This window comes from Streptomyces sp. T028 (assembly GCF_048159505.1).
Lineage (GTDB): Bacteria > Actinomycetota > Actinomycetes > Streptomycetales > Streptomycetaceae > Streptomyces.
On record NZ_JBLRVZ010000048.1, the window covers coordinates 15,944 to 32,185 of the forward strand.

Consider the following 16,242-nt stretch of genomic DNA (forward strand, 5'->3'; position numbering starts at 1 on the left):
CGGGCAACCGGCTCATCCGCCCCATGCCCTGGTGAGCGCGGTGCGGGCGGTGGCGACCGCCTGCTCCAGTTCCGACGCGGTCAGGGTCTGTTGCCCCGCCATCCGGCGCTGAGCGGTGATGGTTCCGTGCGGGGGCACCTCGGAGGCGGCACCGGACCGCACCCGTTCGTACAGGTCGAGCGTCTCCTCCTCGCTCGCCAAGCCGTACCCCAGCAGTTCGCAGACATGCCGGGCCACGCGTTCCAGCGGCTCGCGGACCTCTTCGAGCACACGCTTGGACGCCTGGTCCAGGCTGTAGTGCAGTTGCTGCGCACCGATGTCCTTCAACTCCTCGTGGGTCAAAGGCCCGAGACTGCACACCCGGTAGGCGAGGTCCGCCGCGTCGATGAGCAGCTTCACCGCGCTTTCGTACTCCGGCCGCCAGGCGTCCCGCCGTGCGTGGATCCGGTGCTGTTCCCGGCGCTCGGCTGCCTCCTGCCGATGGTGGGCCAGTTGCAGCCGGGCGTAGTTCGCGGCCAGCAGACCGCCGACGGCGATCAGGAGCGTGATGAGCCATTCGGGCATGGCAGTTCCTCGATGAGAAGCGCAGGAGGGGGAAGGACAAGGGGGGCGTGGCGCGGGCCCTGGCCGCGACGACGGCGGGCGAGACCCTACCGCGTCAGCGCCAGGGCCGTCACCGACGCCGCCACCGCGCTGACCGCCAGGACCGCGCCCGTGCCCATCAGGCGGGCCACCGGTACCCGTACGCCGTACGCGACGCAGCGCTCGTACCAGAGCAGGGTCGCCAGGGAGGCCCACGGGGTGATGACCGGGCCCGCGTTGGTGCCGATCAGCAGGGCGAGGAGCTGGTCGTGGTTGCCCACCGGGACCGCGCCCTCGCCGGCCAGGTAGACGGGCAGGTTGTTCAGGACGTTCGACAGTCCGGCGCCGACCGCCGCCGCGCGGAACAGGCCGAGGGTGCCGCCGTCGTGGCCCACCGTGGAGGACAGCATCTGGTGCAGGCCGTGGGCGTTGACCGTCTCCACCACCAGGAACATCCCGGGCACCATCACCAGCAGCCGCCACGGCACCAGGGACCAGCGCAGCGCCTTCGGCTCACGCGCCGCGAACGCCACGACAGCCACCGCCGCGGCCGTCGCGGACGCCATCCACAGCTCCACGTCCGCGACCAGGATGGCCAGCAGAAAGCCCGCGCAGGCCAGCGCACAGGCCCGGAACACCACGGGGTCGGCGGGCCGGTGCACCCCGGGCGGCAGATAGCGGTCGGCGCCCTCCGCCGCCCGCGGACCCTCCGCCCGTACCTCCTCCACCCGTGCCGCCCCGGGACCTCCCCCCGGGCGGCCCCGCGGCGCCGGCGTCCGACGGCCGCGGCGCCAGAAGAACCCCCACAGACAGGCCATCGTCACCGCGATCGCCGCCAGCTGGGGGGCCCACATCCGGCCCGCGAGGCCCAGGGAGGACAGGGCCACCCGGTCCGCGGCCAGCAGGTTCGTCAGATTGGAGACGGGCAGCAACAGGCTCGCCGTGTTGGCGAGCCACACCGTCGTCATGGCGAGCGGGACCGCCGCGATGCCGACCCGGCCCGCCAGCGCCAGCATCACGGGCGTCAGCAGCACCGCCGTGGTGTCCAGGTTGAGCGAGACCGTCGTGACCGAGGCGAAGGCCACGCAGAGGAGGAAGAGGAGGGGATAGCTGCCCCGGCCCGCCCGGGCCACCCGCGCCGCCACCACGTCGAACACCTCGGCCCTGCTGGTCAGTTCCGCCAGCACGATCACCGTGCCGAGGAACGCCAGCAGCGGCGCGATCCGGCCCATCGCGTCGCCCGCGTCGGCGGCCGGCAGCCACCCCGTGGCCACGCACAGCAGTCCGGTCGCGAGCAGGGCGATCGCCACCCGGTCCAGTACATGCAGACGCCGTAAGACAGACACGGGGGAAGGGTCGCACACGTGTGCTGCCGTGTGACCGGGGGGTTGGCGTGAAATCAGCCCAAAACGACGCTCGTCCATTGCATCATTGAATATATGGGGGACCGTCAGATGACCGGGGACACCGGGCCGTTGGACTTCTTCGTCAGTTACTCGCCCGCCGACGAGCGCTGGGCGTCCTGGATCGCCTGGACCCTGGAGGAGGCCGGCTACCGGACCGTCCTGCAGGCCTGGGACTTCGTGCCGGGCACGAACTTCGTGGACTTCATGGACCGGGGGGTGAGCGAGTCCGCCGCCGTCATCGCCGTACTGTCCCGGAACTACGAGCGGTCCCGGTACGGCCGGATGGAGTGGCAGGCCGCCCTGCGCGCCGACCCGGACGTGCCCGAGCGGCGGCTGATCACCGTCCGGGTCGAGGACATCCCCGTCGAGGGACTCCTCGCCACCATCACCTACGTCGACCTCGTCCCGGTGACCGATCCGGCCGCCGCCCGCGAACTGCTGCTCATCCGGGTCCGGCAGGCACTCGACGGCCGGGCCCGCCCCACGCTGCGGCCCGGCTACCCCGGGGAGGGACAGCCCGTGCCGCCCGCGCCGTCCGCGCCGGTCGCACCCCCGGCGGGCAGACCGCTCGGCCGCCCCGGCTGGGCCGGCCGGCGCAGGCCCCCGGCCCCACCCGCCTATCCACGCGCCGAAGCGGACCCGGCGGTCCGCGAGGCGGTCACCGTGCTGCACCTGGCCGGGCCCGTCTTCGGACGCGGCCAGGACCCGGCCGAACTCCAGGCGGCGATCTGGGGCGACCTCGTCGAACTCACCGACGCGGGGGCGCCCTCCCCGGACCTGCTGGTCGTCACCGGCGACCTCACCGCCTCCGGCAGCCCCCGCGAGTTCGACCAGGCGCTCGCCTTCCTCACCGGACTGCGCGCCCTGCTCGGCCTCGAACCGCACCGCGTCGCCCTCGTCCCCGGCGGCCACGACGTCAACCAGGCCGCCTGCCGCGCCTACTTCAGCACCTGCGAGGCCGACGAGATGCCGCCACGGCCGCCCTACTGGCCCAAGTGGCGGCACTTCGCCCGGGTCTTCCAGGAGCTCTACCAGGGACTCGACGTCGTCTTCGACAGCGACCAGCCCTGGACCCTCTTCCCCGTGCCCGAACTGCACACCGTGGTCGCCGGCCTCAACTCCTCCATGGCGTACAGCCACCGGCTCGACGACCAGTACGGCCTGGTCGGCCGCGAGCAGGCCGCCTGGTTCGCGCAGGCCCTCAGGCCGTACGAGCAGGAGGGCTGGCTGCGGATCGGCGCCCTGCGCCACGCCCCCGGCAGCGCCCCGCAGGGTGTGCTGCGCACCGCCGCCCAGAACGGCTCCGGGCCGCTGCGCGACACCGACGTACTGGCCCGCCTGACCGCACCCCGCCTCCATCTGCTGCTGCACGGCCCGGCCGGACCCGGCGCCCGCCCGCTGCTGACCACCGGCTCCGGCGAACTGCCCCTGCTCGGCACCGCCGGACCCGCCCGGCACCAGCTGCTGCGCATCGGCCGCGACGGACTCGCGACCTGGCCCGGCCCCGGCGAACCCCGGCAGGACCGTCTCGAGTGGCGCCGCGCCCACCGCGCCTTCGGCCCCGCCGACCCCACCGCCGCCGAACCGCGGGCGGACCGCGCCCCCGACCCCGAGCCGCGCGCCGTGCAGTCCCCGGCCGAGGTGCTCCTCGCCCGCGTCGCCGAGGTCTGCCGCACCCGGCACGAGGGCGCCCAGATCCGCCCGGTCGACGGACCCGTGCCCCAACTCCTCGTCACCTGGACCCAGTCGGGCTTCGTCCGCCAGCAGCGCGTCGCCGTCCACACCGGCACCCCCACCGCCCAGGACGTCGACCGCGTCGTCGCCCTGGTGCACGCCGCCGACTCCGAGACCGAGGCCGAACTCGTCCACGACGGCCCCCCGCCCGCCCGCGAACTCAGAGACCTCGCCCGCCGCAGAGGCGTACGGGTGCGCAGCTTCACCGAGTTCCAGGGCCTGCTCGACCTGCGCGCCTACGTCGGCGCCCAGAGCGAACGCCTGCGCACCGACCCCCGCTACCCCCCGGGCATGTACCTGCCCCAGCGCTACCGCGAGGTCGAACGGCTCGACGCCGAGGACCGCGACGGACTGGTCGACGCCATGCTCCGCCTCCTCGACTCCGACCAGGGCCGCTTCCTGCTGCTGCTCGGCGACTTCGGCCACGGCAAGACGTTCGCGCTGCGCGAGCTGGCCCGCCGTATCCCCGTCGAACTGCCGCACCTCGTCCCGCTGCTGGTGGAACTGAACGCCCTGGACCGGGCCTACTCCTTCGAGGGCCTCGTCGCCGCCCACCTCGCCGCGCACGGCGTCGACAACATCGACCTGCGCGCCTTCCGGTACATGCTCCAGCAGGGCCGGATCGTGCTCCTGTTCGACGGCTTCGACGAACTCGTCACCCGCGTGACGTACGACCGCGCCGCCGAACGCCTCCAGGTGCTGCTCGACTCGGCCGTGGACAGCGCCAAGATCGTCGTCAGCAGCCGCACCCAGCACTTCCGCTCCCAGGGCCAGGTGCTCACCGCCCTCGGCGAACGCGTCGGCATGCTCCCGCACCGCCGCGTCCTCGCGGTCCAGGAATTCACCCCGCAGCAGATCCGCGCCTACCTGGTCAACCGCTACGACGGCGACGAACGCGCCGCCGACCGCCGGGTGCGCCTGCTCGACGCCATCCCCGACCTGCTCGCCCTGTGCCGCAACCCCCGCCTCCTCGGCTTCGTCGCCGACCTCGACGACGACCAACTGCGCGCGGTCGCCGGCGCCGGCCGCGCCCTCAGCCCCGCCGGGCTCTACCAGGAGGTCCTCACCGCCTGGCTCACCTTCGAGGAACAACGCGCCACGGGCGGCCCCGGCCGCGCCCCCGGACTCAGCATCGACCAGCTGTGGAACGCGGTCACCGCGCTCGCGCTCAGACTGTGGCAGACCGGCCAGGACTCCCTGCGGCTCGACGAGCTGACCGACGTGGCCGAGACCCTCACCGGGCTCGCCGCCAGCCGGCTCTCCCCGGGGCAGGCCGCGCACGCCGTCGGCTCCGGCAGCCTGCTGGTGCGCAGCGAGGACGGGGTGTTCCGGTTCATCCACGGCTCGGTGGTGGAGTGGCTCATCGCCCGCGAGTGCGCGAACCGGCTGGTCGGCGGGGACAGCGCCCTGCTCGCCCGGCGCCGGCTCAGCCAGCTCGCCGTGGAGTTCCTGTGCGATCTCGCCGACCACCGCGCCTGCCAGGAGTGGGCCGAGCGGACTCTTGAGGGCGACGAGGACGAGGTGGCCCGCGCCAACGCCGTGAAGATCCTCTCCCGGCTGCGGGTGCCCGCCCACACCGATCTGCGCGGGGCCGCGCTCGCCGGCGAGGACCTCTCCTACCGCGACTTCTCCGGCGTCGACCTCACCCGCGCCGACCTCACCGACGCCCGGCTGGTCGGCGCCAACCTCGCCGGCGCGGTCCTGCGCGACGCCCGGCTGACCGGCGCCCGGCTCGACGGTGCCGACCTCTCCGACGCCGATCTGCGCGGCGCCGACCTGCGCCGGGCCCGGCTGATCCGCACCGACCTGACCGGCGCCCGCGTCGAGGGCGGCCGCTGGCAGCGCGCCGCGCTGGTCACGGCCACCACCGACCCGCGGCTGCTGCGCGCACCCGAACTGGCCGCCGCCGCCCTCGCCCCCGGCATGGCCGTCGACTCCGGCTTCCGGCCCTCGGCGGTGGGCATGCCGTACGGCTTCGACATGCGCACCAGCCGGCTGCCCGAACCCATCTCCTACAGCCCCGACGGCGAACTCCTCGCCGTCGGCGCCGAGGACGGCGGGGTGCTGGTCTGCGACGCCGCCACCGGCACCGCCCTGCGCACCCTGGAGGGCCACACCGACCGCGTCTACGCCGTCAAGTTCCGCGAGCGGGTCCTCGTCACCGGCGGCGCCGACGGGACCGTACGCCTGTGGGACCCGGTCTCCGGCCGCTGCCTGCACGTCCTGGACATCCATCCGCGCGGCGTGTGGCCCGTCGCCCTGGACGCCGGCGGCTCCCTGCTGGCCACCGGCGACGCCGAGGGCGTGGTCACCGTCTGGGACACCGCCTCGGGCACCCCGCTGCACCGGCTGCCCGGCCACTCCGCGCCCGTCTACACCGTGGCCTTCGCACCCGGCGGCACCACCCTGGTCACAGGCGACGCCTCCACCTCCGTACGGCTGTGGGACCTCGCGACCGGGCGGTGGACCGGTGAACTGCCGGGCCATCAGAGCGCGGTGTACCGGGCGCGGTTCAGCCCCGACGGCACCCTGCTCGCCACCGGCGACCGCGGCGACGAGCGGCGCAACGGCACGGTCCGGATCTGGGACGTCGCCGACCGCAGCCTCCGGCACGAGTTCACCGGGCACACCGGCCGCGTCTACACCCTCGACTTCCACCCCGGCGGCCGCTACCTGGTGAGCGGCGACACCGAGGGGGAGGTCCGGCTGTGGGACCTGGCCGAGGGGACCGGTGCCGGGCTGCTCGGCGGCTGCCGGGGCGCCGTCTACCAGGTGCTCTTCGACCCGGACGGCAGCCTGCTCGCCGCCGGGGACAGCCAGGGAGTGGTCCGGCTCTGGCGCGTCGAGCCGGGCGCCGACCCGGTGGCCGTACCGCTCACCCGGCAGCCCGCCGAGCACCGCGGCTCGGTCTGGGTCTGCAAGTTCCGCCCGCACGGCGACGCCCCCGCCCCGGACACCGGCTCCCTCCTCGTGACCGGCGGCAACGACGGGGTCGTACGGCTCCACGACCCCGCCACCAGCCAGGGCCGGCGCATCCTGCGCGGCCACGGACGGAAGATCAACACCCTCTCCTTCAGCTCCGACGGCTCGATACTCGCGGCGGGCGGCAACGACGGTGTGATCCGGCTGTGGGACTCCAGCACCGGACAGCGGCTGCGCGAGCTGACCGGCCAGAGCGACCGTCTGGTCTCGGCCGTGTTCAGCCCGGGCGGCAGCCTGCTCGCCACCGCGAGCAGCGACGGCGACATGTATCTGTGGAACGCCGCGACGGGCGAGTACCAGCGCGAGATGGACGCGGAGACCGACCACGTCTGGGCCGAGTCGTTCAGCCCCGACGGCGACCTCCTCGCCACCGCCAACGACGACGACACCGTCCGGCTCTGGTACCGGGCCACCGGCGCCCATGTCGTCACCATCGGCGAGCACTTCGGCCGGGTCCGCTCCATCGCCTTCCGGCCCGACGGACGGGTCCTCGCCACCGGCTGCGACGACCGCCGGGTGCGTGTCTGGGACCTGGACGAGCACCGGATCACCGCCGTCCTCGACGGCCACACCGACCGGGTGTACGCGGTGGCGTTCGCCGCCGACGGCTCCTGGCTGGCCAGCGCCTCCTGGGACGGGGACGCCGTGATCTGGCGGGACGGGGTGGCCGTGCACCGGCTGTCCGCCCACACCGGCAAGCTGTGGACGGCCGCCGCGCATCCGCTGCGCCCGCTGCTGGCGACGGCCGGCGACGACCGCACGGTCCGGCTGTGGGACGCGCACACCGGCCGGGAGACGGCCGCGCTGAGCGGCCACACCGGGCGGGTCCTGGCGGTCGCCTTCAGTCCCGACGGCTCCCTCCTCGCCAGCGGCGGCGAGGACGGCACGGTCCGCCTGTGGGAGGTCCCGGCCGGCGGCCCGGCGGCCCTGCGCGCCACCCTGGTCGGCCTGCCCGGCGGCTGGGCCGCGCTGGCGCCCTCCGGCGGCTACAAGTACGAGGGGGACGTCACCGGCGAGTTCTGGCACGCGGTCGGCATGTGCCGCTTCGAGCCGGGGGAACTGGACGGCCATCTGCCGGGGGTGCGGAACGTGGCGCTGGAGGATCCGCTGAGGTGAGTGCCGGCTAGCTCTCCGTGCTCACGGTGAACGCCGCCGTGTGGACGGTGCCGCCCGCCTTGAAGTCCAGGAAGAGGCGGTAGGTGCCCGCGCTGGGCGTGGTCGCGGCGAAGGAGACGTCCGGGCCCGACATACGGCCGTTCGTCGCCTCGTCGTGCGGGTGCACATGCAGATAGGCGAGGTCGCCCGAGCGCAGGGCGACCAGATGGCCGTAGGCGCCGAGGTAGGGCTGGAGCGCGGTGACCGGCCGGCCGTCGCGCGCGACGGAGAGGGTGAGGTCGCTCTCCGCCCCGGCCTCCAGGCTGCCGTCGAGGGACACGGTGTAGCCGTCGACGGTGGTCGTGGCGGTGGGCGCGGCCGGTGCGGTCGCCTCGTAGCGCCCGGTGACGGTGAGGTCGGCGCCCAGGGTGAGGCTCTCCTCGGCCCCGGCCGGGCGGAAGTCGGCGAAGACGCGGTAGGAGCCCGCGGCCGGGAGATCGACCGGGATGCTCCAGGTGCCGTCCGCGTCCCGGGTGGGGTGGAGGTGGCGGTAGGTGGTGAGCTCGCGCGAGGCGACGATCAGGTGGAGCTGCTTGGTCTGCTCGGTCTCGTAGGCGGTGACCGGCTCCCCGTGCGCGTCCCGGACGGTGAGGCGCAGCGTGCCGGGCCGGTCGGCGGGAAGGCTCCGGGTCTCCAGATCGAGGGTGTAGCCGCCCTCGGAGACCTGGAGCCCGGCCGGGGTGAGGTCGGGGGACTCCGCCGCTTCGGTGTGCGCCTCCCCGTGGTCGGCGGCGGGCGTGGACGCGGGGGTCCCCGGCCCGACCGCCGCCCCGATGCCGTAGGCGGCACCGAAGACCACGGCGAGCGCGGCGGAGAACGCGCCGATCGTCTGGAGGGGCTTCATGGCGGGCTCCTGTGCGTCCGGTGGATACCTCTGGGGGGTATGCAAGAACCCAGACTATACCCCTATGGGGTATGCATCGCCAGGGCTGATCGCCAGTGCTGATCGCCAGTGCTGATCGACGGTGCTGATCGACGGTGCTACAAGAGCGCTGCCGTGACGATCCGGCCGATCACCGGGTTCGCGTCCTCGCTCTTCGCGTCCGTCGAGTTGACCGAGTAGACGAGCGTGCGGCTCAGGTCCCGGGTGCCGGCGATCACCGCGCTGTAGCCGTAGCGGGCCCCGGTCTTGAGCCAGTACACCCGCCCGTCGACTTCGTACCGCGTGAGCCCCGCGCTGTAGGCGGCGCCGGGGATGTCCGCCGGGACCGTGAACATCTCCTGGAGCTGTGGCTCGGGCACGATCCGGCCCTTGAAGAGGGCGACGAGCAGCCGTTCCAGGTCGGCGGTCGTGGAGATCATGTCCCCGGCCGCGAACCGGTCCGCCTGGTTCCACTCGGTGACGTCCAGGAACTCCGTCGTCCCGTCGGCCTTCTCCACCCTCTGGTAGCCGTGGTTGTGCGGGCCGAGGATGCGCGGATCGGTGCCCGGGAAGTACGTGTCCCGCATCCCGGCCGGCGCCAGCACCAGCCGCGTCGCCTCGGAGGCGTACGACCGCCCGGTCACCTTCTCGATCAGCAGGCCGAGGAACGTGTAGTTGATGTTGAGATAGTGCTGCTCCTTCCCCGGGCGGAACTCGGGCCGCTTCGCCCCCGCCGACGCCGCGACCCGCTCCGGGGCGAGCGTGTCGAAGCGGTGGGCGTACACCTCCTCGAAGGTCTCGCCGAGGCCGTCCCCGGCCGGGATGCCGCTGGTGTGGTTGAGCAGCTGCCGTACCGTGATCGGCCGGAACTGCTTGCCGAGCAGGCCCGGCAGATAGCGCTGGACCGGCCGGTCCAGATCGACCTTCCCCTCGGCCGCCAGCCGCAGCACGGCCGCCGCCGTCACCACCTTCGTCGTCGACCCGGCCCGGAAGCGCGCGTCCGGGTCCGCCGCCGTGCCGCTCTCCAGGTCGTGCACGCCCGCGCTGCCGCGCCAGGTGCCGTCCGTGCCGCCGACGCGGACGAGGGCGGCGGTCGCGTCGGCGTCGGGGAGGCCGGAGATCGCGGCGGCGAGAGCCTGCTCGTCGAGCTTGCTCGCCTGCTGGGCGGCGGGGGCGGCGGGGGCGGCGGGGGCGGCGGGGGTGGCTGACGCGGGGGTGGCGGCCAGCGGGCCGGCCGTCGCGAGGGAGGCGGCGAGGACGAGCGAGGCGGCGAGGACGGTCGTGCGACGTCGAGCGCGCATACGGGGACTCCAGGGAAGGAGAAGGAGGGGGTGGCGGTCGGTGATCGGAGGGTCCGTTCGTGATGATCTTCCGGTGTGGCGCGCGGGAACGGATCCTCACCGAGGAGGGCACGCGCCCCTGACCGGACCCCGAGCAACTTCCTTGTCAGTTAGGGGAGTTGTGGGGGTCGACCCCTACGGGTGTCGAAAAACTGTTATCCCCTGGCCGGTTCGGCCGTCCCCTCGGGTGTGATCTCCGACATTGCCAACAGCGGGGGCCCGGCTGAGAGGGTGCGGGCATGAGGACCTACGCCGATGCCGGTGCCGAGGCCGGGCGGCACTGGCGGGCCGTCATCGCCGCCGCGCAGGCGGGTGACCGGCGGGCGCTGGACGAGCTGGTCAAGGGCTGGCTGCCGCTGGTCTACAACATCGTCGGCCGCGCCCTGAACGGCCACGCCGACGTCGACGACGTCGTCCAGGAGACCATGCTGCGCGCCGTCGACAACCTCGGCTCCCTGCGCGACCCCGACAGCTTCCGCTCCTGGCTCGTGGCCATCGCCATGCGGCAGATCCGGGACCGCGCGCGCCGCAGGACCGCCGCCCGCCTCGACGAGAGCACGGCGCCCGAGGGAGCCGCCGACTTCGCCGAACTCACCGTGCTCAGACTCCAGTTGGAGGGCCAGCGGCGCGAGGTCGCGGAGGCGGTGCGCTGGCTGGACGACGAGGACCGGCAACTGCTGTCCCTGTGGTGGCTGGAGGTCGCCGGCGAACTCACCCGTCGCGAACTCGCCGCTGCCGTCGGGATCAGCCGGCAGCACGCCGCCGTGCGCGTCCAGCGAGTGAAGGAGCGCCTCGAGGTCTCCCGGGGCATCGTGCGCGCCCTCGACGGCGCCTGCCCCGACCTGCGCGAGCTGACCTCGCGCTGGAACGGCCGCCCCGACTCCGTCTGGCGCAAACGGCTCGCCCGGCACATCCGGGGCTGCGGCTACTGCGGGGACACCCGCGAGAGCGTCGTTCCGGCGGAACGGCTGCTCGTCGGCATCGCGCTGGTCCCCGTCCCGGTCGGCTTCACGCTGTCCCTCGCCCTCGGCGGCAAGACCGCGGCGGCCGTGGCGGGCTCCGCCTCCGTGGGCTCCGCCTCCGTGGGCTGGTCCGCGAAGGTGCTGGGCGTGCTGACCAAGCCCGCCGTCGCGGTGACGGCCGGCGCCACGCTGGCAGCGGGCGGCGCCTACGTCGCCGTACAGACGCCGGAGGACCCGCCGCGCGCGGCTACCGCCCCGACGACCGCGGCGAGCACGGCCTTCCAACCGGAGACGCGCCCCCCGTCCCCCTCGCGGTCCGCTTCTCCCTCGCCGTCCCCGTCGGCGACGCGCAAGAACTCCGGGTACGGCAGTGTCGTCGACGCCGTGGACAAGGCGCCGGACCCCGACACCCCGCCCGGCGCCCTGCCGCACCGGCCCGAGGCCGGCGTCACCAGCACCGGCGGCGCCCACGCGGTCATGAACCACCGCGGGGACGCTGTCACCCTCAGCGGTCAGGGCTATGTCCTCGTGCGCTGGCAGATCTCGCCGCAGTACCGGGCCGGCAGCCTGGTCATGCCGTCCTGGACCGGTCTGAAGGGCAGGCTGTTCCACGTCGCCTCGGGCGGCGGGCGCCGGATGGACGACCCGACGAGCACCACCGACACCACCGCCACCGGCATGGGCAGCTCGGCCACCGGATTCGCCGTCCTGCCGGCCGGCACCCAGCAGATGTGGCAGAACGAGTACTTCTACGTCGACGGCAGCGTCACCCTCACCCTGAACGAACGCGGCGCCGACTACGGCGTGAGCGTCTTCCCGAGCACCTGGGACGCCGTGAAGAAGGACATCCTCACCGGGCCCCCCGAGGGAGCGGGGCGCTACGGCCTGGTCCGCGACACCGGCGACGACGACACCCCGGTCCCGCAGTACGTCACCCGCGAGACCCCGGCCGACCCGGCGACCGTTCCTCAGGCCTCACGCGTGTCGGTGTAACGGTCCCGGAGGCCGGTCAGGACGTCGATGCGGTTGGTGGTGATCGAGTCGACGCCCGCGGCGATCAGTCGGCGCATGGAGCGGCGGGTGTCCGGGGTCCACACGGAGAGCAGGTGGCCGCCGCGGTGGACGCGCGCGGCCAGGGCCCGGTCCACCAGGGAGAAACGGTAGTTCAGCCAGTGCGGCTTGATCGCGTCGAGCAGGACCGGGCGCGGGGGCGCCAGGCTGGTGCGGGTCAGGGCGATCTCGGCGGACGGATCCGCCGCGCGGACGGCGAGCATCTCCTCGGCGCCCGCGCAGTAGTAGGCGCGGTCGGCCGCCCCGGCCTCGCGGACGGCGTCCACGACCCGGCGGGCCTGCCGTACGTTCCGGGCTCCGGGCAGGTCGACCATCACCCGGCTGCCCTCGGTCGCCGCCAGCGCCTCCGCGAGGGTCGGCACCCCGCCCGCCGTCAGTCCGCGCACCTCGGCGGCCGACAGGGACCGCAGCGGGCGGTCCAGCTCCCACAGCCGCCTCAGGGTCTCGTCGTGCAGCAGCACGGGCACGCCGTCCCTGGTGAGGCGTACGTCGAACTCGACGGCGTCCGCGCCCAGGGCGAGCGCGGAACGCAGCGAGTCGAGCGTGTTCTCACGGAAGCGGTAGGGGGCGCCGCGATGGGCCACGGCAGTCAGCGTCTGCATGGGCCCATTGTGTCCGGGTCAGACGGCGAGCCACGCGGCGGTGTACGTGTCGATCTCGGAGTTGATCCCGGCCTTGCCCGGCTCGTCCAGGAAGGACGCCGAGACCGCGTTCTTCGCGAGGTCCGCCACGCCCCGCTCGTCGAGGCCGAGGAGCCGGGCGGCGACGGCGTACTCGGTGTTGAGGTCGGTGCCGAACATCGGCGGGTCGTCGGAGTTGATCGTGACCAGGACTCCGGCCCGCACGAACTCCTTGATCGGGTGCTCGTCGAGGGTGCGGACGGCCCGCGTGGCGATGTTGGAGGTGGGGCACACCTCCAGCGCGATGCGGTGCTCGGCGAGGTGCGCGAGGAGCTTCTCGTCCCGCGCGGAGCTGGTGCCGTGCCCGATGCGTTCCGCGCGCAGGTGGGTGAGCGCGTCCCACACGGTCTCCGGGCCGGTCGTCTCACCGGCGTGCGGCACGGACCTCAGGCCCGCGGCGATCGCCCGGTCGAAGTAGGGCTTGAACTGCGGGCGCGGCACGCCGATCTCGGGTCCGCCGAGGCCGAAGGAGATCAGCCCCTCGGGCCGGACCCGGTCGTCGGTGGCGAGCCGCGCGGTCACCTCGGCGGACTCCAGCCCCGCCTCACCGGGAATGTCGAAGCACCACCGCAGCACGGTCCCGAACTCCGCCTCGGCCGCCTTGCGGGCGTCCTCGATCGCGTCCATGAAGGCCCGCTCGTCGATACCGCGCCGGGTCGAGGAGTACGGCGTGATGGTCAGCTCGGCGTACCGCACCTGCTGGCGGGCCAGGTCCCGGGCGACCTCGTACGTCAGCAGCCGGACGTCCTCCGGGGTGCGGATCAGGTCCACGACGGACAGGTACACGTCGATGAAGTGCGCGAAGTCCGTGAACGTGAAGTAGTCGGCCAGGGCCTCGGGGTCGGTGGGCACCTTGGAGTCGGGGTGCCGGGCGGCGAGCTCGGAGACGATCCGCGGGGAGGCGGAGCCGACGTGGTGGACATGCAGCTCGGCCTTGGGCAGCCCGGCGATGAACGCGTGCAGATCGCGTACTCCGGCGCGGGTGGGTCCGGTGGGTCCGGTGGATCCGGTGGGGGCGCCGGACGCGGCGGCTGCGGCGGAGACGTCGAGGCGGTCGGTCAAGGGGGTCCTCCCCGGGACGGCGTCCCCGGCCACGGGAGGGTCCGGACGGGACGCGGGTGATCGGCTGATCGGTGGGTCAGGGTCATCGTAGGCGGGGAGGGCTGCGGGGATTGGCGGGGTGGGCCGGAGAGGGTCCGGGGGAGGGCTGCGGAGAGTGGTGGAGAGGGCGCGGGGAGTGGCGGGGAGGATGTGGAGAGGGCGCGGGGGCGGTGGAGAGTGGCGGGGAGGCCGGAGGGGAGGGGCGGGGAAGGCGGCGGAGAGTGGCAGGGACGGCGGGGAGGATGGCGGAGAGGCTGCGGGGTGGACGTCAATAGGGGGTGTCCGTCGGCTTCCGCCCCGGGACCCTCGGCGCCGGGCCTCGGGCCGTAGCATGACGGAACGTTCGACAGAGGGGATCCCGCGCATGTCCGACGACGCGCCGACTCCGGCCGGTGACGCCGCCCGCGAAACATGGCCGACCCCTGCTCCCGCCGAGCCGGACGGTCCCCGGCATGCGACGGCCGGGGTGCCGCTGGACAAGGCGGCCTCGGGGAAGGTTTCGTCGGAGGGAACGCGGTCGGACGAGGTCCAGTTGGACCGGGCTCCCTCGGCCGAGTCGCGGTCGGACCGGTCCGCGTCGACCGAGGTCCAGCCGGACGACGTGCCCCTGGCCGAGGGGTCAGCCCCGGATGACGAAGCCCAGGCGGGCCCCGCCCACAGGACCGCGAACGAGCCGCCGCCCCAGGCCCCGCCTGCCGATGCGATACCCCACCCCCCGGCGAGCCCGGCCGCCCCGCTGCCCCTGGCGAACGGCGCCACCCCGGTCCCCCCGGCGGACGCCGCGCCTGCGGCCCTCGCGGACAGCGATGTCCCGCGCTCCTGGGCCGGCCCGGCCGCCCCGCTGCCCCCGGCGGACGCCGCCCCGCACCCCTGGGCAAGCCCGGTTTCTCCACCGGTGAGCGGCGCCTTCGCCTCCTTCCCGCCGCCGGATCCGGCCACGTTGGCAGGCGGGCCGCCGCCGTACCCGGTGACGGGGATGACCGGTCCGCCGCCCAACCCCTTCGCGGCGCCACTCGCCCACCCCGGTGCGGTGCCTCCGCCGCCGATCTCCCCGGACGGCCCCGGCCGGCTGCCGTACGGCTACCCCTACCCGGCCCCGGGCGGCTACTCCTGGCCCGGCATGCCCCCCACAGAGAGCAACGGGATGGGGGTGGCCGCGATGGTGCTGGGGATCATCTCGGCCGTGCTCTTCTGCGTGTGGCCGCTGGCGATCGTCGTCGGCGTCCTGGGCGTCATCTTCGGCGCGATCGGCCGCAGCAAAGCAAGCCGGGGCGAGGCCGCCAACCCGGGCCAGGCCCTGGCCGGCATCATCTGCGGCATCGCGGGCATCGTCCTGGGAGCGGGCCTGGGCGCCCTGGCCGTCATGATCCCGTCCTGAACGTCGGCGAACTCCCGCGCAGCGAGAGCCAAGTGTGCGCTCAGTCTCAGCGACACGCCGCACACACGGCGTGTCGCTGAGACTCAATCACCACTTGTCGCCCGTCGGCCGGATTCGCGAACAGCAACCCGACCCCGGGCCTGGGCTCCCGCCCGGCCCCCGAACCCGGGCTCCCGAGCCCTCGATCCCCCGTCCCGGCCCCCGTCCGGCCCCCGGCCCCCCGATCCCGGCCCGCGGCCCCCGGCCCCGATCCCGGGCTCAGTCCCCCCGCAACCGCCCCCGAGCCTCCATCAGCGCGAACCCCAGCAGGTTCGGCCCCCGCCACTGCTCCGGATCCGCCGCGGCCTCGTCGTCCGCGGCGAGGCCGATGCCCCAGACGCGGTCGACGGGGCTCGCCTCGACGAGGACGCGGTCGCCGGTGCCGAGCAGGAAGCCGGTCAGTTCCGGGGCCGAGCGGAACTTGTGGACGCTGCCCTCGACGACGATCCGGAACCGCTCCCGCGCCCAGGTCTCCTCGTCGAAGCCGCGCACCAGCCGGCCCGCCTTCTTCGCCTGGGACGGGTGCGAGGCGGCCACCGCCCGCCGCTCCGCCTCCGCGTCACCGAACAGACGGGCCTTCTCCGCCATCATCCAGTGCTCGGCCGTCGCATAGGACACCCCTTGCACCACGAAGGGTGACGGCCACCACTGGCTCAGACAGCTCGAACCCAGCCGGCCGTCCGGCCGCGGCCGGTGCCCCCAGAAGTGCAGGTATGTGACCCTCGCCCCCGCCCGGACCTCCCTGACCAGGGACTCCCGGCTGTTGATCGTCTCCATGCACGCCAGCATGGCAGGCACCACTGACACTGCGTCCCGCCTTTTCCGCCCCGACTCGACACCTGGTCGACAGATTCCGTCGCGTAACCAAAAGGCAACAACGGAATCCCTTGTTGGAGTGCCATTGCTCTGTCAGGATCGGCACTCAAATCAGGCTGGAGCTACGCCACCGG

Annotated in this window: 9 protein-coding genes and 1 pseudogene; 3 read left to right on the forward strand and 7 right to left on the reverse strand. The window is 74.0% G+C overall.

Annotated features, from left to right (window positions below):
* Positions 1–12 precede the first annotated feature (12 nt).
* Positions 13–564, reverse strand: coding sequence for a hypothetical protein (locus ACLZN2_RS38615; RefSeq protein ID WP_416984267.1), 552 nt, complete (start codon positions 562–564; stop codon positions 13–15).
* Positions 565–650: 86 nt separating this feature from the next.
* Positions 651–1,928: an SLC13 family permease gene (locus ACLZN2_RS38620; RefSeq protein WP_416984268.1), complete on the reverse strand. Its 1,278-nt coding sequence runs from the start codon at positions 1,926–1,928 to the stop codon at positions 651–653.
* A 93-nt stretch (positions 1,929–2,021) separates the two neighbouring features.
* Here ACLZN2_RS38620 and ACLZN2_RS38625 point away from each other — a divergent pair, with 93 nt between their 5' ends.
* On the forward strand, positions 2,022–7,820 hold the full coding sequence (locus ACLZN2_RS38625) for a TIR domain-containing protein (protein ID WP_416984269.1): 5,799 nt from the start codon (positions 2,022–2,024) through the stop codon (positions 7,818–7,820).
* A gap of 7 nt (positions 7,821–7,827) precedes the next feature.
* On the opposite strand, the gene ACLZN2_RS38630 is transcribed toward ACLZN2_RS38625, so the two are convergent.
* Both ACLZN2_RS38630 and ACLZN2_RS38635 read right to left on the reverse strand, forming a co-directional pair.
* The gene (locus ACLZN2_RS38630) at positions 7,828–8,703 is read right to left on the reverse strand and encodes a hypothetical protein (RefSeq protein ID WP_416984270.1); all 876 of its coding nucleotides are present in this window, start codon (positions 8,701–8,703) and stop codon (positions 7,828–7,830) included.
* A gap of 137 nt (positions 8,704–8,840) precedes the next feature.
* Positions 8,841–10,022 (reverse strand): serine hydrolase domain-containing protein, encoded by a 1,182-nt coding sequence (locus ACLZN2_RS38635; protein ID WP_416984271.1) that lies wholly within the window; start codon positions 10,020–10,022, stop codon positions 8,841–8,843.
* A 278-nt stretch (positions 10,023–10,300) separates the two neighbouring features.
* Between ACLZN2_RS38635 and ACLZN2_RS38640 the strand changes: the two genes are divergently transcribed.
* Positions 10,301–12,016: an RNA polymerase sigma factor gene (locus ACLZN2_RS38640; RefSeq protein WP_416984272.1), complete on the forward strand. Its 1,716-nt coding sequence runs from the start codon at positions 10,301–10,303 to the stop codon at positions 12,014–12,016.
* Here the strand turns inward: ACLZN2_RS38640 and ACLZN2_RS38645 are convergent.
* Both ACLZN2_RS38645 and ACLZN2_RS38650 read right to left on the reverse strand, forming a co-directional pair.
* Positions 11,992–12,696: a glycerophosphodiester phosphodiesterase gene (locus ACLZN2_RS38645; protein ID WP_416984273.1), complete on the reverse strand. Its 705-nt coding sequence runs from the start codon at positions 12,694–12,696 to the stop codon at positions 11,992–11,994. The genes ACLZN2_RS38640 and ACLZN2_RS38645 overlap by 25 nt on opposite strands.
* An 18-nt stretch (positions 12,697–12,714) precedes the next feature.
* Positions 12,715–13,947, reverse strand: a pseudogene (locus ACLZN2_RS38650) (adenosine deaminase).
* A 292-nt stretch (positions 13,948–14,239) separates the two neighbouring features.
* On the opposite strand from ACLZN2_RS38650, the gene ACLZN2_RS38655 reads away from it, so the two are divergent.
* Positions 14,240–15,253, forward strand: a complete 1,014-nt coding sequence (locus ACLZN2_RS38655; protein WP_416984274.1) for a DUF4190 domain-containing protein — start codon at positions 14,240–14,242, stop codon at positions 15,251–15,253.
* Positions 15,254–15,511: 258 nt separating this feature from the next.
* Here ACLZN2_RS38655 and ACLZN2_RS38660 read toward each other — a convergent pair whose 3' ends face one another.
* A complete protein-coding gene (locus tag ACLZN2_RS38660) occupies positions 15,512–16,069 on the reverse strand; it encodes an NADAR family protein (protein WP_416984275.1) in 558 nt (185 codons plus the stop codon).
* Positions 16,070–16,242: the final 173 nt, after the last annotated feature.